This window comes from Flavobacterium sp. MFBS3-15 (assembly GCF_026107645.2).
GTDB lineage: Bacteria > Bacteroidota > Bacteroidia > Flavobacteriales > Flavobacteriaceae > Flavobacterium.
This window is the reverse complement of sequence record NZ_JAPCHV010000015.1, coordinates 23416-42372: the sequence shown is the minus strand read 5'-3', so window position 1 is coordinate 42372 and position 18957 is coordinate 23416. Positions and strand designations below refer to the sequence as shown.

Sequence of the window (18957 nt, the reverse complement as noted above, 5' to 3'; positions counted from 1 at the left end):
TAACTATATTTGCCGATTAATTAGCTACCTTTATGGAGGCCCGCACGGAACGCGCCAAATTTTGCCGTACCTGCATAACATGATAACTGACGAAGATGAAGAATATCAGGAATTTTTGCATCATTGCGCACATTGACCACGGAAAAAGCACCCTGGCCGACCGCCTGCTTGATGCCACACAAACGGTAACCGCCCGCGAGTCGCAGGCACAGCTGCTCGACAACATGGACCTGGAGCGCGAGCGCGGCATTACCATAAAAAGCCACGCCATCCAGATGGAGTACATGTACAAGGGCGAGCAGTACATCCTCAACCTTATCGACACTCCCGGGCACGTGGACTTCTCCTATGAGGTATCCCGTTCGATAGCCGCCTGCGAAGGCGCGCTGCTTATCGTGGATGCCGCCCAGAGCATACAGGCACAAACCATATCCAACCTGTACCTGGCACTGGAGAACGACCTTGAGATAATCCCTGTACTGAATAAGATCGACCTGCCAAGTGCCAACCCTGAAGAGGTGAGCGACGACATTGTAGACCTGTTGGGCTGTAAGCTTGAGGACATCATCCCGGCAAGTGGCAAGACAGGCCTCGGCGTAGACAAGATATTGGAAGCCATCGTAGAGCGCATTCCGGCACCGAAAGGCAACCCGGAGGAGCCATTGCAGGCATTGATATTTGACTCGGTGTACAACCCTTTCCGTGGGATCGAGGTTATATTCAGGGTTATCAACGGATCGATCACCAAAGGCCAGAAGATCAAATTCATGGCTACAGGCAAGGAATATTTTGCCGACGAGATCGGCACACTTAAACTGAACCAGGTACCGAAGCAATCGGTTAGCGCCGGCGACGTAGGCTACCTGATTTCCGGTATAAAAGAAGCGCGTGAGGTAAAGGTGGGCGACACCGTTACCGATGCCAAGAACCCAACTACAAACATGATCGAGGGCTTCGAGAACGTAAAGCCGATGGTATTTGCGGGTATTTACCCTGTGGACACTGAGGATTACGAAGAGCTCCGCAACTCAATGGAAAAACTGCAGCTAAACGATGCCTCACTGGTATTCGCGGCAGAAAGCTCTGCGGCACTGGGCTTCGGGTTCCGATGCGGGTTCCTGGGCATGCTGCACATGGAGATCATTCAGGAGCGCCTGGAGCGCGAGTTCAACATGACGGTGATCACAACGGTGCCCAACGTGTCGTACCTCGCTTATACCAAAAAAGAGCCTGAAAAGGCATTGGTCGTAAACAACCCGTCGGATCTTCCGGAACCGTCTAAGCTGGACCACGTGGAGGAGCCATACATCAAGGCGACCATCATCACCAAGTCGGATTTCGTGGGCAACGTAATGAGCCTGTGCATCGAGAAGCGCGGCATCATCACGAACCAGACGTACCTGACTACCGAGCGCGTGGAGCTGAACTTCGACATGCCGCTGGCAGAGATCGTATTTGACTTCTACGACCGACTGAAAACGGTGTCTAAAGGCTACGCGTCGTTTGACTACCATCCTATCGGGATGCGCACGTCGAACCTTGTGAAAGTCGACATACTATTGAACGGCCAGATGGTAGATGCACTATCAGCCCTGATCCATGCCGACAACGCTTACAACATCGGCAAGAAGATGTGCGAAAAGCTGAGGGAGCTGATCCCGAGGCAGCAGTTCGACATCCCGATCCAGGCGGCGATTGGTGTAAAAGTAATTTCTCGCGAAACGATAAAAGCACTCCGCAAGGACGTTACCGCCAAGTGTTACGGCGGGGACATCTCGCGTAAGCGTAAGCTCCTCGAAAAGCAGAAAAAAGGTAAGAAGCGCATGCGCCAGGTGGGCAACGTAGAGATACCGCAGGAGGCCTTTATGGCAGTACTGAAGTTGAATGATTAGTCTTTTTAGACGTTGAGATAAGAGATAATAGATGAGAGACCCGTAGCAGAAGTGTTACGGGTTTTTTTATTTAAAACAATCTGCCTAAAACTTCATTTAAAGGTGTAGTGAGATCAAAATATTTAAAAGATAGCCCTTTATTAGCCGCTAAAGGTTCAATCATTTTTGATAAAGCTTTTCGATCTTTTGTTATAAAAGCATCAATACTCCTATTTTGAATTTGAGAAAATAATTTCAAGTCATTAATAATTACTTTTCGCTCTTCAATTTCTCTAAGCGAATTATCATCTTTTAAGAATGCGAAATATTCGCCAGATAATTTAGCATCTCCGTAGTCAAACTCTAAAAGTTGAAATGACTTTAAAGCTAACAAATTGTCAGGATTATCAGCAACTGCATACTCGCTCACAACAATTGTAGATAGATACATTATTATGCCATTCTGTAAAAAATGTTCATAATATTCAACTACATTTTGATGGTATTGGTCGTCACTCTTTAATAAACGTGTAACAAAAGAATTATCTAATAGAATATTTGTAATGCTCCTCATATTCCATCAGTTTTTAAATCCTCAATCCATTTATCTAGGTTATTAATCTTGCTTAGATTTACTGACGCTTTCTTAATTACCTTATCGAGCAAGGATCTGTCAAAAATAGGTTTATATTCAATAAAGTCAATTAACTTTAAATCATATAACTTGCCATCTTCCAAGTTTTTTTTTCCTCTAACTTTTATTCCATAAGGCTTGTAAGTTTTCTTCTCGCCATCTAAAATTTGCTCTTTTGTCGCAGAAATTGCTAAATTCCCTTGCTTCGAAGTAGTAATATGTATATTAGGATTCTTACCGCCTTCCTGATAGATTTCTCCATATAAATAAAACTCACTTTCATAGAATTGTGGTGAAACTATATGGAAATTAGAACTCGTGTCTATAACTAAAGTAGGTCGTTCTGATAAGGAACTATTAAATTCAATTATATATCCTTCTCTATTCGCTTTCTGTTGAAATTTATCAATAACAGCTTGTCTTTTGTAGTCTAAAAAATCTAGAGTTTCCCTTTTTTCAATTTCTGAAGTTAAACCATTAAATAAAATTACCGCTGAAATTGGTAGAAAAAAACGATGCTTTGCTGAGCCAGATTCGATGTCGTATGATATTTGTGGTCGCAATCTTCTCTCATCACGGGTTGGATATAGGAAAACCTCGATGTCAGATATAATGCTTTTAATTTCATTAATATCCACATCTTTAGGAGATAAAGTTTTTGAAAAATTATCAATCCTTAACTCTATGTAACCTTGTTCTTCCACAATCACAAAAATAATAAAATACGTTTCATTTGCTGCATAATCTGAGAATAATTCCAACCATATGTTTACCAAATGGACCATCTCTATCACCACAAAAATTCAACATGATCGGTTTTCAAAACCCGCCCACAAACCAAATGAAATCCCAATACTTAAAAAACTTTGAATTATTTTAAGTATTTAACCGTAAAAAAATACAGAATATAATTTTAAAGGGAATAAACCTTAAATATTTCCCACTTTATATTCATTATAAATTAGCCCGAAAAGGTTGTAGCTTTTGAGTTTCTGCCGTAAATTTGTTTGATTTTTCAAAACTTTACCTTTTTTAAACAAACACTATGGCAAAATCTGCATTTTTGAAGTCGTCCATCGCAAAAAAATACTGGATGGCTTTAACAGGTTTATTTCTCTGCCTGTTCCTGGTCGGGCACTTAATCGGTAACTTACAGCTCATTTTTGCCGACGCAAAGGCATTCAATGATTACGCTGTATTCATGACCACCAACCCCGCCGTAAAAATCCTGTCGTACCTCACTTACGCCTCGATCATTTTCCACGCCATCGACGGTATCGTGCTTACGGTACAGAACCAAAAGGCAAGGCCGGTAAAATATGCCATGAACAAGCCTTCGAAAAACTCAATGTGGGCTTCGAGGAACATGGCGGTTTTAGGAACAGTAATCCTTATTTTCATCGTAACGCACATGGTAAACTTCTGGGCAAGGATGCACTTTGACGAGAACATGCCGCTTGCCAGCAAGGAGGTCACCAACATGGGCGGCACGCAAAAGGTAGCTGTTGGCGTACTGGGTTCGCCTACCCCAATGGTCCCGGTTAGGGAAGATGGCACGCTGGATCCTGCGCTTTTAAAGCAGTACAACCTTAAGCAGGTGCATGTAACCACGATTGTAGACGAAAAAGGCGAGGAAGTTTTCAAAGGCACCAAAGACCTTCACAAGATCACGGTGGATTTCTTCAAGCATAAAGAATACGGCCTTATCGCCACACTGCTATATGTATTCTCGATGATTGTGCTTGGGTTCCACCTGTACCACGGCTTCGGCAGCGCGTTCCAGTCGCTGGGCGCCAACAACCCGAAATACAATAAGGGCATCAAAGGCTTCGGCTATGCGTTCGCCATCATCGTGCCGGCGCTGTTTGCCGCCATCCCGCTTTACATTCACTTCTTACTAAAATAATCAACATCAGTAATTATGTTAGATTCTAAAATACCTGCCGGGGAAATTTCCCAGAAATGGACAAAATATAAAGACCACCTTAAGCTTGTTGCGCCAAACAACAGGCCGAAGATCGACATCATCGTGGTGGGAACCGGCCTTGCAGGCGCTTCGGCTGCCGCATCGCTTGGTGAAATGGGCTACAACGTAAAGGCGTTCTGCTTCCAGGATTCGCCACGCCGTGCGCACTCCATTGCCGCACAGGGTGGTATCAACGCTGCGAAGAACTACCAGAACGACGGCGACAGTATCTACAGGCTTTTTTATGATACGATAAAAGGGGGCGACTACCGTGCGCGTGAAGCGAACGTACACCGCCTTGCAGAGGTTTCAGGCAACATCATCGACCAGTGTGTGGCGCAGGGTGTTCCATTCGCACGCGATTACGGCGGTATGCTGGACAACCGATCTTTTGGTGGTACACAGGTACAGCGTACGTTCTATGCCGCCGGACAAACCGGGCAGCAGCTGCTTTTGGGTGCCTACTCGGCATTGTCAAGGCAGATAGGGCAGGGCAACGTACAGATGTACAACCGCCACGAAATGCTTGACATCGTAAAAGTAGGAGGCAAGGCACGCGGCATCATCGCCCGTAACCTCATTACCGGCGAACTGGAGAGGCATTCGGCACACGCGGTAATCATCGCTTCGGGAGGCTACGGAAACGTATACTTCCTTTCGACCAATGCGATGGGCTCGAACGTTACTGCCGCCTGGAAGATCCACAAAAAGGGTGCTTACTTTGCCAACCCGTGCTTCGTGCAGATCCACCCTACCTGTATCCCGGTACACGGCACCAACCAGTCGAAACTGACGCTGATGTCGGAGTCGCTTCGTAACTCAGGCCGTATCTGGGTCCCTAAAAAGAAAGAAGATGCTGAGGCCATCCGCGAAGGAAGGCTGAAGCCTACACAGATAAAAGAAGAAGACAGGGATTACTTCCTGGAAAGAAGGTACCCTGCCTTTGGTAACCTCGTGCCGCGCGACGTGGCATCGAGAGCCGCAAAAGAGCGTTGTGATGCCGGTTTCGGTATTGAGAATAACGATACTAAAGAGGGTGTTTACCTTGATTTCTCTTCGGAAATCATCAGCAAAGGCAAACAGGCGGCGTATGCTTCCGGTAACCACAACCCGTCTGAGGATGAAGTAATTAAACTGGGCAAGGCCTGGGTTGAAGAAAAATACGGCAACCTTTTCCAGATGTACCAAAAGATCACCGACGAGAACCCGTATGAAACCCCAATGAAGATATACCCTGCGGTACACTATACCATGGGTGGCGTTTGGGTAGACTACAACCTGCAAAGCACCATAGAAGGCTGCTTTGTGGCAGGTGAGGCCAACTTCTCCGACCACGGTGCGAACCGCCTTGGGGCATCGGCACTGATGCAGGGCCTTGCGGACGGTTATTTCGTATTGCCATACACGGTTTCTGATTACCTTGCCGCGGACATCCGTACAGGCAAGATACCAACTGATACTGCTGAATTTGAAGAGGCTGAAAACAGCGTAAGGAGCTCGATAGAGAAATTCCTGAACAATAAGGGCTCGAAGACGGTTGACCATTTCCATAAAAAATTAGGCCACATCATGTGGAACAAAGTAGGTATGGCACGTAACGAAATAGGACTTACCGAAGCTGTTCGCGAAATCGCTGAGCTTAGGGAAGAATTCTACCGCGATGTATATGTGCCGGGCAGTGCCAACGAGCTTAATCCTGAACTGGAAAAGGCGCTTCGTGTGGCCGACTTCATGGAACTGGGACAGCTTATGGCAATGGACGCGCTACAGCGTAGGGAGTCGGCAGGCGGTCACTTCCGTGAGGAGTACCAGGATGCGGAAGGCGAAACGCTTCGTGATGACGAAAACTTCAACTTTGTGGGTGCATGGGAATATGGCGGAAGCGACATCAATGCCGAAAGACTCCACAAAGAGGTGCTGAACTATGAATACATTAAGATTGCCGCAAGGAACTACAAATAAAATACACAGAGATGGCTTCTAATAAAAATATAAACATCAACCTGAAAATATGGCGCCAGAAGGATGCCAAAACCAAAGGTAAAATAGAAACATACAAGCTTGACAATGTGTCAACAGACAGCTCTTTCCTTGAGATGCTCGACCAGTTGAACGAACAGCTGGTGAACAACCGCCAGGAGCCTGTGGCATTCGACCACGACTGCCGCGAAGGTATCTGCGGGATGTGCTCGCTGTACATCAACGGGCGTGCACACGGGCCGGATACTGCGATCACTACGTGCCAGCTGCACATGCGTTCATTCAAGGATGGCGACACGATTTATGTGGAACCATGGAGGTCTAAGGCCTTCCCGGTTATAAAAGACCTTGTGGTAGACCGCAGCGCATTCGACAGGATACAACAGGCTGGTGGTTTCGTATCGGTAAATACTTCCGGGCGTACCATTGATGCCAACGCTACCCCGGTGCCTAAGCACGATGCCGACAGGGCGTTCGAGGCTGCGGCGTGCATCGGTTGCGGAGCGTGTGTGGCGAGCTGCAAGAACGGATCGGCCATGCTTTTCGTAGGTGCCAAGGTATCGCAGTATGCATTGCTTCCGCAAGGTAAGGTTGAGGCTACCCAGAGGGTACTTAACATGGTAAGGCAGATGGATGAAGAAGGGTTCGGTAACTGTACCAACACCGGCGCATGCCAGGTGGAGTGCCCTAAAGGAATTTCACTTGAGAACATCGCAAGGATGAACAGGGAGTACCTTTTCGCCAGCGTTAAATAAGAAATTACATCATCCAGATATATAAGGCATAAGGCATCTTTCGGGATGCCTTTTTGGTTTTAACACCACAAAGTTATACTGTTTTCTTCAGAAGGCACCTTCGGAGCGCTCATAAACCTTCTCTGTGAACCAGGCAAAAAGCGCAAACTTAAAATTTCTCCGTGAAACTCTGTGTCTGCTCAGTGCTTCTTTGTGGCATAGCTGCACAAATTGGTGGCAAAGAAAAAATGTCGTAATTTGGATTTCCGAAAACATCAAACATACTAAATTTCTACCATGCTCAAAACAAAACACATAGCGACTGGATTGTCGGCATTAATGATAGCGGGATTATTAACGGGCTGCGGTTCTGCCGCAAATAAAAAGTCACCGGGTGCGGGGCTGTGGGCGACTATGCCTGACAAATCGATGCTGTTGGAAAAACAGCCGGTATCTACCACTACTTCCTCCAACCACATCAAGCTTACCGTTAACCCTAACGTAAAATACCAGGAGATGGATGGCTTTGGCTGTACGCTGACAGGCGGCAGTGCCATGCTGTTGAGCAAAATGGTTGCAGCATCGCGCGCCGACCTTTTGAAAGAGATTTATGGCACCGGCGACAAGAGCATCGGGATGAGCTACATCCGTGTGAGCATCGGTGCATCCGACCTTGATGAACTGCTGTTCTCCTACAATGACCTCCCGAAAGGCCAGACGGATGTCGATATGAGGAAATTCGATCTCGGTTATGACAAAAAATATCTTATCCCTGTGTTGCAGGAAATACTGAAGATCAACCCCAAGATAAAGATACTGGGCTCGCCATGGTCGCCGCCGGTGTGGATGAAAACCAACGGCGATACCCGCGGGGGAAGCCTGAAGCCCGAGTATTATCCGGCATATGCCAAATATCTGGTAAAGTATGTACAGGAAATGAAGAAGAACGGCATTACCATAGATGCTATTACGGTACAGAATGAGCCGCTCCACCCGGGCAACAACCCCAGCTTATTAATGGAGGCCGCAGACCAAAAAGTATTTGTGCGTGACCACCTGGGGCCGGCTTTCAAAAAGAACAGCATCAAGACTAAGATCATCCTTTATGACCATAATGCCGACAGGCCTGACTATCCGATTTCTATCCTGGACGACAAGGAAGCCGCGAAATACATAGACGGCTCAGCGTTCCACCTGTATGGCGGTACAGTTGATGCCATATCAAAAGTACACGACGCACACCCTGACAAGAACCTGTACTTCACTGAGCAGTGGGTGGGCGCTCCGGGTGATTTTGCCAAAGAACTCAACTGGCATATCGAGAACCTGAGCATAGGCGCGCCACGCAACTGGTGCAAAACCGTACTGGAATGGAACCTTGCCGCCGACGAAAAACAAGACCCGCATACCGACAGGGGTGGCTGTGACCGCTGCCTTGGCGCTGTAACCATATCGGGCAATAAGGTAACCCGTGAGCCTGCTTATTACATCATTGCGCAATCGTCGAAGTTCATCAGGCCGGGTTCGGTTAGGGTGGACTCGAATACTGCTGAGGGATTGCCTAATGTGGCCTACAAGACGCCTGATGGCAAGATCGCGGTGCTGTTGCAGAATACCTCCAAAGAAGAAAAAACAGTCGATGTAAGCGCCGGAAACAAAAAAGCCACCGTAACCCTAAAAGCCGGAATGGTGGGGACGCTGGTGATGGAGTAAGCCCCGTTGAAGTCAGAAACTTTACAGGGAAAAGTTTAAATCATTTCAATAAATAAAATGCAATTATTCCATGTAATCTGGACGACCTTTAATGAATATCCTGTATATGATAAGAGAGGAAGCTTTCAGCAATTAAAAGAAACCAATAATCAACTTATAGCACAGCAAATAGGATATGTTTGCTCTAAAGATCTTCCCGAAGAATATATTTTGGCCTCTCCGCAGCCTGGTAAAGTACGCCTTACGGAACAAGCAACCCTGTATTTAAAAGAAGAAATCGAAAGGTTGTGTAAAAAAGATGCGGACAGGATTATAAATGAATTAGACATTAAAATGATCAAAATAGATGAGTCAAAAATTGAGCTTTTGGTCTACACAAATGCGAATGAGCTAAATCAAAAGATAGCACGTTTAAAAAGCAGGACATCAAGTTTATTAAGTTTTAAATTTCCCGACACTTATGTTGGTAAAAGTAATTATGGCAAAGGAATTTGGTATGCATCTATTTTAAATAAAGAACTATTAGCAATTTCAATCATTAAAAATGCAGGGTACAGCAAAGGGCAATAATTTACAAGTTGCATGTAAGGCTAAGTTGTGGCACTTATGTTAAATTCAGTTATGGCAAAACAATGAAAATCTCCCTCATACAAACCGCCCTGACCTGGGAAGACCCGCAGGCCAACCGTGCCAACTTCGAAAAGCTCATCAACGGCATTGGGGCAACCGACCTCATTATCCTGCCGGAGATGTTTGCGACAGGCTTTACCATGAAACCTGAGGCTGCGGCTGAAACCATGGGGGGCGCTACCGTTGCCTGGATGAAGGAGATAGCCGCTGCAAAAGACAGCGCCATAACCGGCAGCCTTGTCATTGAAGAGAATGGCAACTATTACAACCGCCTGCTGTTTGTGTTTCCGGATGGGGAGATCAAAACGTATAATAAGAGGCACCTGTTTTCATTAGCAGGCGAGGAGAAGGCCTATACCGCCGGAACTGAAAAACTGATCGTGGAATACAAAGGCTGGAAGATATGCCCACAGGTATGCTACGACCTGCGCTTCCCTGTATTCGCCCGCAATGTTGAGGAATACGACCTGCTGCTGTACGTTGCCAACTGGCCATCGCCACGCATTTTTGCCTGGGACACTTTATTGAAAGCCCGCGCCATTGAAAATATGTGTTATGTCGCCGGTGTGAACCGCATAGGAGAAGATGCCAACGGCCATCCGTATCCGGGGCATTCGCAGGTGCTGGACTGCCTTGGGGCAATGGTTGCTGATGCTTTGGGCAATGAAGGCGCTTTTTCGGTGGAATTGGACCGTGAAAAAATGTTGGAAACGCGTAAGCGTTTCGGTTTCCTGAACGACCGCGACCGCTTTACCCTCCAAGATTGATGGGCTGCTCTACGTCCCAGTTTTCCCGTACGTCAATAAGGTCATCGGTGCCGTTTTTGTACCAGATGACTTCCTCCGGCTGGCGTTTTTCGAGATAGCTGCCGGTATCCCACTCGCGGTTCTTATTGTCATCATAGATAACCCGTACTTGGTATTTGTCGGGCAATATAGCATCAAAGTTGATTTGTGTTTCCCCTTCGGAATAGTAAGAAGCTTTTACTTCGCCCTTATTATTGGTAAGCTGCAGTATCAGCGGGAAGCGATTGACATTTTCCAGGCGCAGCCTCAAATTGCCATACTCGCCGTATGTCCTGGTCGACAGGTTAAACTTCAGGGTGTCATTGGTGTTTCCGTAAAAATCGGTAAGCGCACCGGGATAAAGCCGGAAGGTATATTTTTCGCTTTCTTCTTTCGGAAAATCAAACTCCATTTCCTGTTTGAAGGCATCATAGGCATAGGTAAAGCGTACCGCCACCGAATCTTTATTGACAAGGTTTATTTTGGTGCTGTCTATTGTGACCAATGGCGTAGAAGGCCTTATCATGAACTTCTCCCTGAAATGGAGCCCTCCACGCTGTACAGCCTCCACACTGAGTGAATCGGCTGTCTTCATCTCCTTGAACTTTACCGTAAAATTCTTTATCGAGTCGCGGTGGCTCACCTGTACTTTCAGCGAGTCAGTAACAAGGCCGCGCGGAAGCCACACGTTCAGGGAATCCTTATCGCGCACTTTGGTCAGTACCGAAGCTATTTCTTCGGTACTAGCGGCGTTGCGTACGCTTACCTTCATCTCTTTCGGGTCGCCCTCGTAGCCCGCGTAAAGCCTGTTGGCTGATACCTGAGATGGCTTGACCGGTTTAAATACCGGAACCTCTTTGAAAAGCTCCAGCTGGTAGCCGGTGATAACGCTGTCGGGAACATTAACCGTTTCGTTCAGGAAAGCGATCTTGTCGGCTTTTGGATCGAATTTGTAGTTGTTGTTTTTGTCTTTTAGCGCAATGAGGTGGTATTTCCCTTCTTTGAGGTTTTCCAGCGAAAAGTTCACCATGCTGTCGAGCGTGTTGGTCACATACCTGGGCTTTTCCTTGTAGATGGTCGAGTCGTTGAAAGTCTCGTTGGCCTCATACAGCATCACGGTGACGAAATTGTCCGTCTCACGGGAAAAAGCATCTTTAATGCTTCCCCTGAGGGAAAGCGAGTCGATATAAGGGCCTGTTGAAAAAATGAACTTGAATTGCGAATAGGGGTTGCCCTCGTTGTTGTCGGTAATGCTCTGCCCAAAGTTAAAGCTGTAGGTGGTATTTTCCTGCAGGGTATCTTTTATCTTAATGCTGATGAATTTGCTGGCGCTGCCCATGGGGATGATCTCGGGCTGGTACTTCATCGGCGGCGAAATGATGAGCTGCTTGTTGATGTCCTTCACCTTAATGTATTCATTGAAGTCAATGCGTATTTCTTTACCCTTAAATTCGGTGCTCATGTTGCGTGGGGAACTGCCCACCAATATGGGAGGGATGGTGTCTTTTGGCCCGCCGGTGATGCTGCCCCGCTTGGCGCATCCGGTTAACGCTATCGAAATAAGGAATATATAGAGGAAAAATCTACTTTTCAGCATGTTGTATTCTTTGACTGCACAAAATAACGATTATATTCAGTGTAATTAAAATGTTTTTTTGGAAAATCTTTATGAATGCGCGTAGGCCATTGTTACGATGCTTACCCGTGCTCCGGGTACCTTCAGCAGTTCCCTTCCGCAGGCCTCCAGGGTTGAACCCGTGGTTATAACGTCGTCGATGAGCAAAAAGTGTTTGTTGTGGTCGGCTTCCGTATAATTTACCCCAAATGCCGTGGCTATTGCAGCCCTTGCCGCAAGGTTTTTCTTCGTTTGTGTTTTGGTATGCACGGTCTTTACCAAAATGCCTTCGTTGTAGTTCTTGCCTAAACCGGTTGCCAGCGCCTTGCCGAATTGAGTGACCTGGTTGTAGCCCCGCTGCCGCAGTTTCTTCGGGTGCATGGGTACGGGAATGATGTCGGTGACCGATTGTAATGTCTCCAAAGTTTTCAGGTCATGTACATACCATTCGCCTAAAAAACGTGCTACTTCCTGCTGTTTTCGATATTTCAGGTTATGGATCATCTGCTGTACAATGCCTTCTTTATGGAAATAGACAAATGCCGAAACGTGCTCCACCGGCAGCCTGCCATAGAACTTTTTGTACGCCTCATTCTCCGGGTTCAGGTGGTGCAGGGTAAAGGGCATGTCGTGGCGGCAGGCAGTGCATACTACGTCCTCGCTTTCCAGCAAAAGGCCGTCGCAGCCGTTGCAGGTTTTAGGGAAGAGGAGGTTGAAGAGGGCACGAAGCATGTATTTTGATTTGGGTAAATATAGTTTTTTTCAATGACTGATACAGAAGTGATTCCAATTGTTTTTTGTAGTATTTTTGGTGTAATAATTGCGACATTGCAATTACGGCTAATGAGATTATCATGGAAGACAGGAAAGTAGATGAACTAATCAATCTGATTGATAAGTTTGAGAAAGAGAATTTAATTGACGGCAAAAGTTCGAGGGAATTTTTGCGCAAAGCCGGTATTGTAAAACAAAACGGAGAATTGGAAGAGAACTTTAAGGATCTATGTATACCTCAAGGACAGGTTTGATATTAGGCTTTCACGGTACCGATCAATCGGTTGTCGATGCTGTACTGAAAGGTAAACAGGATCTGATACCAAAAAACAATCCCTATGACTGGCTTGGTTATGGGGTTTATTTTTGGGATAACAGTCCAAGCAGGGCGTTATCGTGGGCGGAAGAACTTAGCAAACGCCCCAACAGTGACATTAAAAATCCGGCAGTTATTGGCGCGATAATAGATTTGGGATATTGTCTGGATTTGCTGGACTATAAAAATTTGGCATTAGTCAAACGAGGCTATGAGTTTCTGAAAGACCGTTTTGAAATGGCGAACACACCCATGCCACAGAATAAAGGCAATAAAACAGACCTGTTACGCAGGGAACTTGATTGTGCAGTTATAGAAACCCTCCATGAAATTCTGGAACAGGCAGGACAGTTACCCTTTTCAACCTCAAGAGGCGTATTTTGGGAAGGTAAAGAATTTTATCCAAACGCCGGATTTTTAGAAAAAGACCATATCCAAATCTGTGTAAGGGATATCAACTGTATTAAGGGATATTTTTTACCGCTTCAGCGGGTTGAAAATTGACTTGTCCTGCCACTTCATCCAAAAGCATATTTTTAGCCTTAAATCTTTTAATTTTTCAACATATTTAAACGGTACTTTCCTATTTTTGCACCACTATGGCAAAACAAGACGATCAATTTAAGAATGTTATCTCGCACGCAAAGGAGTATGGGTTTATTTTCCAGTCCAGCGAGATATACGACGGGTTAAGCGCTGTATATGACTACGGCCAGAACGGGGCAGAATTAAAGAAAAACATCAGGGAATACTGGTGGAAATCGATGGTACAGATGCATGAAAACATCGTGGGCATTGATGCCGCGATATTCATGCACCCTACCACATGGAAGGCTTCGGGGCACGTGGATGCGTTCAACGACCCGCTCATCGACAATAAGGATTCCAAAAAACGATACAGGGCCGATGTGCTTATCGAGGACTATGCCGAGAAGCTGAACCAGAAGGCCCAAAAGGAAATAGAAAAAGCACGCGCACGCTATGGCGAGGCCTTCAATGAGGAGGAGTTCGTTACCACTAATGCCCGTGTGGTAGAATATAAAGCCAAACAGCGCCAGATACTGGAGCGCATGGCAGCATCATTGGGCAGCGAAAACCTGGCCGATGTAAAAGCCCTTATTGAGGAGCTGGAAATTGCCGACCCGGAAACCGGCTCTAAAAACTGGACGGAAGTAAGGCAGTTCAACCTGATGTTTGGTACCAAGCTGGGCGCAGAGGCTGCCAACGCGATGGACCTGTACCTTCGCCCGGAAACGGCGCAGGGTATTTTCGTGAACTTCCTGAATGTGCAGAAGACCGGCCGCATGAAAGTGCCCTTCGGTATCGCACAAACAGGTAAGGCTTTTCGTAACGAGATTGTGGCAAGGCAGTTCATCTTCCGTATGCGCGAATTCGAACAAATGGAAATGCAGTTTTTCGTCCGCCCCGGCGAGGAGATGAAATACTATGAGTACTGGAAGGAAACCAGGCTGAAATGGCACTTGTCATTGGGTCTTGGTAAGGAAAACTACCGCTTCCACGACCATGAAAAGCTGGCGCACTATGCCAATGCCGCTGCCGATATCGAGTTCAATTTCCCGTTCGGCTTCAAGGAGCTGGAAGGTATCCACTCGCGTACTGACTTCGACCTCAAGGCGCATGAGCAGCATTCAGGTAAGAAGTTGCAGTATTTTGACAACGAACTTAACGAGAACTACGTACCGTATGTAGTGGAAACGTCTGTCGGCCTTGACAGGATGTTCCTGGCGGTATTCTCAACAGCCCTGAAAGAAGAAACATTGGAAGACGGCTCTACACGTACGGTATTGAGCCTTCCGGCCGTACTGGCACCGACCAAAGCCGCCGTACTTCCATTGGTAAAAAAAGACGGACTTCCGGAAGTGGCAAGGGAGATCATCGAAGACCTGAAGTGGGACTTCAATGTAGCATACGATGAGAAGGATGCTGTTGGAAGGAGGTACAGGAGACAGGATGCGTTGGGTACGCCTTTCTGCATCACGGTAGACCACCAGACCCTGGAAGACCAAACCGTGACCATACGCCACCGCGATACCATGGCACAGGACAGGGTAAAGATATCAGAATTGAGAAGCATCATCAACGAAGAGGTTTCGGTAAGGAACTGGCTGATGAAGATGAAGTAATATACAACGCCTCCGTAAGGGGGCGTTTTTTTAGCATTAATATGAAAACCCAAATCATTCCGAAGCATAAATTTGATTTTGAAGCAACTGACAATCTTAAGCAATACAAAATTGAAGAAATAAAAGAAGAAATTCCATATTTGCTCGAATGGTTGCAGGATGGAAATTGGCCCGTTGCATATAATATTTCAGAATATTTTATGCATTATCTCAATGAAATTGAAATTGAGCTCATGAATATATTGACAAGTAATGATGTTATATGGAAATATTGGGTTTTACTGATGATTAATGCTTCTGGTTCGTTTTCTGGTGGAAGTGTAATGTCAGAAATTCATCGTATAGCCAAAAATCCTACTGAAATAGAAATTGTTGAAGGATTACACGAAACAGCTTTAGAAATAATTGATCAATTGAATAGCAAAAATGTTTAATAGATCTTTTGAACCAAAATCCTACTAAAAATCCCTGCAAAATTTCATAAAAACATTGCGTAAAAATCCTTTTTTGTGTCAAAATATTGTCATTAATTAGCGCCAGCAAAACAATAACTAATTTAATCAATGAAAAACAAATTCTTATCTATGCTTGCCGTGGCTTCAATGCTTGCCTTTACAAGCTGCAGCGACGATTCAGACAGCACTAACGGCCCTGGCGACAGCGACAAAAAGTACATCACGCACGTTACCCTTATGGGGGCAGACGATGACATGGATGACGAGCACCTTACTGTAACCTATGATGCCAACGGAAGGGTAACCAGCGCTTCTGACGGTGAGGACACCAGTATTTTTGCTTACCAAAACGGAGATCTTGCCAACATAAGCGGCGACGACAATGTGCTTGCTGTAAGCGATCTTATGGTAGATCCATATGATGGCTATGAGTTTGGCGAAGTGCTGGATTATGACAGCAACGGCAATCCGGTAGAAATACGCCTTTTTGAAAGGGACTGGGACGGCATGATCATTGCCGAGTACACGGCGACCGTTACCTACGACCAAAAGCCGAACCCATTCTACGCTACGCTTGAGGCAGCAGGCATCATCGATGTACTTGCCGATGTAGACCTTAACTTCAGCGCTACGCCACAGGCAGAAGAGCTTATTAAGGCCAAGATGCTGCTTCCTGTAAACAACCCTAAGAAAGTGGTTATTAAAAATGAGGCTAACGAAGTGGTAAAACAGGTAGTTGCCGACTATGTATATGCTGAAAACTATCCTGTAACGGCTACATTTACCGAGACCGGTGAAGATGGTACTTATATTTATGCCGCTACATACACATACAGGGATTAATTGCTGTAAAGAACCAAAAAACATAGGGCCGAATCGTACGATTCGGCCCCATTTTTTTTTGATCTATGCTTCTATTTTTTTTGCATCCCGCCTCAACAGGACATAGCCCATGGTGCATCCTGCAACAAGGAGCAGGCCTGTGTAGCTGTTTATCGGGGCCTCCGGTTCTTCAACTTCGTCGGGCACATCTTCCACGTCCTCATCGAATCCGGTTTGTGCCAAAGCAGGGCATATAAAAACAAAGTTGAGTAAGATTATTGTCATCAGATCTTTAATACGCGTATATTTCATAGTAATTTATTTTACGATTAGTTTTTGTACAGTAGTTTTCCCGCTATTGGTTACCCGCACCATATAGATTCCTGTTGCCGCCTCCGGCACTGTAACGTTAATAACAGTTCCCTGTGCTGTTACGTTGCAGGCGACCTTTTGCCCAAGCTGGTTGTAGATTTCCACCGAAGGACTTCCTGCAGTTGCCAGCTGTATGGTAAATGTCCCTGATGAAACGGGATTGGGATACATGCTGAACCCGGTGCCGTTAGTGCTTCCTGTACCGAGGGTTTCTGCGAAAATGATGCTGAAACGGTTTTGGGCCGTGCTCGCTTCCACTGCCGGATCGACATCGAAATCATACGCTGTTTCAGTATTGTTGGGGAGCTCTGTTGCAATACCCATATAATTATCCTGTAGGTAGGCGGTTACGTTCTCTAAGTCGTTCACGGTAACCTTATAGGTATATGCCGTTCCTCTGTACGCAGTGTTAACAAGCGGCAATACATCTTCAGGTGTTGGCATTTGCCTGCTTTCCACACTAAGGATTTTTCCCGAATTCATAATTCCCACGCCCTCATCCTGATTGGTTGGCTTTACTGCATCCTTATTGTCTGGCTGGTTGCTGTAGGCATCATCAAACCGGATGAGCAAACCGTCCAGGGCAGCCTCTACGGCAGCTCCGCCGGCATACATTGCCAGCCTTATTTTCGGTTCGGGTGTGTCTGTTGCTTCACGGTACAGATTTGGGGATGCGTTAGAAAAGACGAATTTGTGCGCTTCGGTAAATGTCAGTGACGTTGGCATTAAGGACATATCGGTTTGTACAAACACAGCCTGGTTGGGCTGCAGGTAGCGATTGGCTTCAGAACCGGGTGTAGTGTTAGAATTCAGTGCAATAGTGACTGTTGTATAGGCACCCCGGGTATTAAGGGTTGGATCCCATACATAATAAAAATCGGCGTTCAGGTTATTGGCATCTTCCAGTACGGCCCCCATATCCACTACGGCCTGGTACGGATTGCCAATCATGCTGAAATCACCGCCTTCAGGTCCAAAATCTGTAAGTACAACATCTCCTGTTGCCAGTGTTCCGGTGGTGCGCAGTATGGTTGGCGTAGCGGGAGAAGTGTTTGAGGCAAGATTTACCGTCCTGTCACCACGCACAAGCAGCCTGTAGGGAGTGCCTGCTGTCAGGGTTCCTGAGGTAGTGTTTGTAACGGCTTGCCATGTGGCATTGGCATTAGTGTGGGTAAACAATGAAGCATTGTTTGTAGCGGTAGTATCAAAGCCATTGGCAGCGCCTCCCGTTCCTGTTATGTGTGTCCCGAAACCCGGATCGGCAGACCCGCCTTCCTGCCAGTTGCTGTTTATAGTACCTCCTGTTGTAGAAGGGCTGATAAGGCGGAAGGCCCTTTTGCCGGGCAGGTATCTCTCAACGGTTACTTCACCATTGATTGCCGCAAGCATACCGTCTACTTCGCCCACCATTGCAGTGGCTCCGGGGGTGCTTTTCAGTGTCAGGAAACCGCCTGTATTTAAACTGCCGCCATTGATGTCAAGTATTCCGGTAATATTAAGTGGCCCACCCAGTGTAGTGCTGCCTAAAGTTCCTGTGTGATATATCGTGAGATTGCGTATCGTATTGTCCATCAAAGCATCCCCGGGGATTGTTTGCGGCATTGTGCCGGCCATAATGAGCGTGCCGTCGGTTATATCCAATATCCCATTGTTTGTTATATTGCCGTAAATGCGAAGCTTACCATTGCCATCGCTATTCACTAACAAGGTTGCTCCTGCATCTATAGTTATATCAGCGCAATCAGCAATTCCGCCGGAGCCGGTTATAATAGGATAAGTGGTAACATTTCCCGGAATTATAACATTCGTTGCAGAGTTAGGTATTGCCGAAGGAAGCCAGTTGCCTGATGTATTCCAGTTGGAATTTACGGCACCTGTCCATATACTTTGGGCATTCGAGGAAAACCCGCCCACGATAAGGATAAATAGCACGCATAATTTTGTAAGGGTAAAAATTTTAGCCATATAATAAGATTAAAGTAATTGATTAGTTAAATTCTAACTACAAATGAAGCTATTTAAACAGGCAAAATGTCTTTACCCTTTGTTAATAAAGAACCCAACATTGTTAATCTTGTAATAATTGGGCTATTTAAGAAGGGGTTTAATGTGAAAAAAATTATGTTAATCAGGTTTAACTAAGAAT

At 46.0% G+C, this 18957-nt stretch carries 18 protein-coding genes; 12 read left to right on the top strand and 6 right to left on the bottom strand.

Translation table 11 applies throughout. From position 1 onward, the window contains the following. The first annotated feature begins 95 nt into the window (after nucleotides 1-95). Entirely contained in the window at nucleotides 96-1892 is a 1797-nt protein-coding gene (gene lepA, locus OGH69_RS13455; RefSeq protein ID WP_265175004.1) for a translation elongation factor 4, read from the top strand. Nucleotides 1893-1962: 70 nt separating this feature from the next. On the opposite strand, the gene OGH69_RS13450 is transcribed toward lepA, so the two are convergent. Both OGH69_RS13450 and OGH69_RS13445 read right to left on the bottom strand, forming a co-directional pair. Then, nucleotides 1963-2445, bottom strand: coding sequence for a hypothetical protein (locus OGH69_RS13450; protein WP_265175003.1), 483 nt, complete (start codon nucleotides 2443-2445; stop codon nucleotides 1963-1965). Continuing rightward, the gene (locus OGH69_RS13445) at nucleotides 2442-3266 is read right to left on the bottom strand and encodes a hypothetical protein (protein WP_265175002.1); all 825 of its coding nucleotides are present in this window, start codon (nucleotides 3264-3266) and stop codon (nucleotides 2442-2444) included. Before OGH69_RS13445 ends, OGH69_RS13450 begins: the two co-directional genes overlap by 4 nt. Nucleotides 3267-3550: 284 nt before the next feature. Between OGH69_RS13445 and OGH69_RS13440 the strand changes: the two genes are divergently transcribed. The 6 genes from OGH69_RS13440 (at nucleotide 3551) to OGH69_RS13415 (ending at nucleotide 10295) form a co-directional block, all read left to right on the top strand. Then, nucleotides 3551-4411, top strand: a complete 861-nt coding sequence (locus OGH69_RS13440; protein ID WP_265175001.1) for a succinate dehydrogenase cytochrome b subunit — start codon at nucleotides 3551-3553, stop codon at nucleotides 4409-4411. 15 nt (nucleotides 4412-4426) lie between these two features. Next, on the top strand, nucleotides 4427-6433 hold the full coding sequence (locus OGH69_RS13435) for a fumarate reductase/succinate dehydrogenase flavoprotein subunit (protein WP_265175000.1): 2007 nt from the start codon (nucleotides 4427-4429) through the stop codon (nucleotides 6431-6433). Nucleotides 6434-6444: 11 nt separating this feature from the next. After that, nucleotides 6445-7206, top strand: a complete 762-nt coding sequence (locus tag OGH69_RS13430; RefSeq protein ID WP_265174999.1) for a succinate dehydrogenase/fumarate reductase iron-sulfur subunit — start codon at nucleotides 6445-6447, stop codon at nucleotides 7204-7206. Between the two features lie 276 nt (nucleotides 7207-7482). After that, on the top strand, nucleotides 7483-8898 hold the full coding sequence (locus OGH69_RS13425; protein ID WP_265174998.1) for a glycoside hydrolase family 30 protein: 1416 nt from the start codon (nucleotides 7483-7485) through the stop codon (nucleotides 8896-8898). 57 nt (nucleotides 8899-8955) lie between these two features. Beyond that, nucleotides 8956-9468, top strand: coding sequence for a hypothetical protein (locus tag OGH69_RS13420; protein ID WP_265174997.1), 513 nt, complete (start codon nucleotides 8956-8958; stop codon nucleotides 9466-9468). Nucleotides 9469-9530: 62 nt separating this feature from the next. Continuing rightward, a complete protein-coding gene (locus OGH69_RS13415; RefSeq protein ID WP_265174996.1) occupies nucleotides 9531-10295 on the top strand; it encodes an amidohydrolase in 765 nt (254 codons plus the stop codon). Here OGH69_RS13415 and OGH69_RS13410 read toward each other — a convergent pair. Further along, nucleotides 10279-11910: an Ig-like domain-containing domain gene (locus OGH69_RS13410; protein WP_265174995.1), complete on the bottom strand. Its 1632-nt coding sequence runs from the start codon at nucleotides 11908-11910 to the stop codon at nucleotides 10279-10281. The genes OGH69_RS13415 and OGH69_RS13410 overlap by 17 nt on opposite strands. Nucleotides 11911-11979: 69 nt before the next feature. Beyond that, complete coding sequence (locus OGH69_RS13405; protein ID WP_265174994.1) at nucleotides 11980-12660, bottom strand: ComF family protein; 681 nt, start codon at nucleotides 12658-12660, stop codon at nucleotides 11980-11982. 122 nt (nucleotides 12661-12782) lie between these two features. Between OGH69_RS13405 and OGH69_RS13400 the strand changes: the two genes are divergently transcribed. The 5 genes from OGH69_RS13400 (at nucleotide 12783) to OGH69_RS13380 (ending at nucleotide 16460) form a co-directional block, all read left to right on the top strand. Further along, on the top strand, nucleotides 12783-12956 hold the full coding sequence (locus OGH69_RS13400) for a hypothetical protein (RefSeq protein ID WP_265174993.1): 174 nt from the start codon (nucleotides 12783-12785) through the stop codon (nucleotides 12954-12956). Next, complete coding sequence (locus tag OGH69_RS13395; RefSeq protein ID WP_265174992.1) at nucleotides 12932-13522, top strand: hypothetical protein; 591 nt, start codon at nucleotides 12932-12934, stop codon at nucleotides 13520-13522. The genes OGH69_RS13400 and OGH69_RS13395 overlap by 25 nt, the downstream gene beginning before the upstream one ends. Before the next feature lie 95 nt (nucleotides 13523-13617). Continuing rightward, nucleotides 13618-15162: a glycine--tRNA ligase gene (locus OGH69_RS13390; protein ID WP_265174991.1), complete on the top strand. Its 1545-nt coding sequence runs from the start codon at nucleotides 13618-13620 to the stop codon at nucleotides 15160-15162. A 41-nt stretch (nucleotides 15163-15203) separates the two neighbouring features. Beyond that, complete coding sequence (locus OGH69_RS13385) at nucleotides 15204-15596, top strand: DUF5071 domain-containing protein (RefSeq protein WP_265174990.1); 393 nt, start codon at nucleotides 15204-15206, stop codon at nucleotides 15594-15596. 129 nt (nucleotides 15597-15725) lie between these two features. After that, nucleotides 15726-16460, top strand: a complete 735-nt coding sequence (locus tag OGH69_RS13380) for a hypothetical protein (RefSeq protein WP_265174989.1) — start codon at nucleotides 15726-15728, stop codon at nucleotides 16458-16460. Between the two features lie 63 nt (nucleotides 16461-16523). On the opposite strand, the gene OGH69_RS13375 is transcribed toward OGH69_RS13380, so the two are convergent. Together OGH69_RS13375 and OGH69_RS13370 are read right to left on the bottom strand one after the other, a co-directional pair. Then, entirely contained in the window at nucleotides 16524-16751 is a 228-nt protein-coding gene (locus OGH69_RS13375; protein ID WP_265174988.1) for a hypothetical protein, read from the bottom strand. A 6-nt stretch (nucleotides 16752-16757) separates the two neighbouring features. After that, nucleotides 16758-18776 (bottom strand): T9SS type A sorting domain-containing protein, encoded by a 2019-nt coding sequence (locus OGH69_RS13370; RefSeq protein WP_265174987.1) that lies wholly within the window; start codon nucleotides 18774-18776, stop codon nucleotides 16758-16760. Nucleotides 18777-18957: the final 181 nt, after the last annotated feature.

Excerpts from the sequence above, each read along its gene's own strand:
- OGH69_RS13425 (WP_265174998.1), top strand. The coding sequence starts at position 7,483 with ATGCTCAAAACAAAACACATAGCGACTGGATTGTCGGCATTAATGATA.
- OGH69_RS13370 (WP_265174987.1), bottom strand. The coding sequence starts at position 18,776 with ATGGCTAAAATTTTTACCCTTACAAAATTATGCGTGCTATTTATCCTT.
- OGH69_RS13380 (WP_265174989.1), top strand. The coding sequence starts at position 15,726 with ATGAAAAACAAATTCTTATCTATGCTTGCCGTGGCTTCAATGCTTGCC.
- OGH69_RS13435 (WP_265175000.1), top strand. The coding sequence starts at position 4,427 with ATGTTAGATTCTAAAATACCTGCCGGGGAAATTTCCCAGAAATGGACA.
- OGH69_RS13415 (WP_265174996.1), top strand. The coding sequence starts at position 9,531 with ATGAAAATCTCCCTCATACAAACCGCCCTGACCTGGGAAGACCCGCAG.
- OGH69_RS13420 (WP_265174997.1), top strand. The coding sequence starts at position 8,956 with ATGCAATTATTCCATGTAATCTGGACGACCTTTAATGAATATCCTGTA.
- OGH69_RS13375 (WP_265174988.1), bottom strand. The coding sequence starts at position 16,751 with ATGAAATATACGCGTATTAAAGATCTGATGACAATAATCTTACTCAAC.
- OGH69_RS13450 (WP_265175003.1), bottom strand. The coding sequence starts at position 2,445 with ATGAGGAGCATTACAAATATTCTATTAGATAATTCTTTTGTTACACGT.
- OGH69_RS13390 (WP_265174991.1), top strand. The coding sequence starts at position 13,618 with ATGGCAAAACAAGACGATCAATTTAAGAATGTTATCTCGCACGCAAAG.
- lepA (WP_265175004.1), top strand. The coding sequence starts at position 96 with ATGAAGAATATCAGGAATTTTTGCATCATTGCGCACATTGACCACGGA.
- OGH69_RS13430 (WP_265174999.1), top strand. The coding sequence starts at position 6,445 with ATGGCTTCTAATAAAAATATAAACATCAACCTGAAAATATGGCGCCAG.
- OGH69_RS13395 (WP_265174992.1), top strand. The coding sequence starts at position 12,932 with ATGTATACCTCAAGGACAGGTTTGATATTAGGCTTTCACGGTACCGAT.
- OGH69_RS13405 (WP_265174994.1), bottom strand. The coding sequence starts at position 12,660 with ATGCTTCGTGCCCTCTTCAACCTCCTCTTCCCTAAAACCTGCAACGGC.
- OGH69_RS13385 (WP_265174990.1), top strand. The coding sequence starts at position 15,204 with ATGAAAACCCAAATCATTCCGAAGCATAAATTTGATTTTGAAGCAACT.
- OGH69_RS13400 (WP_265174993.1), top strand. The coding sequence starts at position 12,783 with ATGGAAGACAGGAAAGTAGATGAACTAATCAATCTGATTGATAAGTTT.
- OGH69_RS13410 (WP_265174995.1), bottom strand. The coding sequence starts at position 11,910 with ATGCTGAAAAGTAGATTTTTCCTCTATATATTCCTTATTTCGATAGCG.
- OGH69_RS13440 (WP_265175001.1), top strand. The coding sequence starts at position 3,551 with ATGGCAAAATCTGCATTTTTGAAGTCGTCCATCGCAAAAAAATACTGG.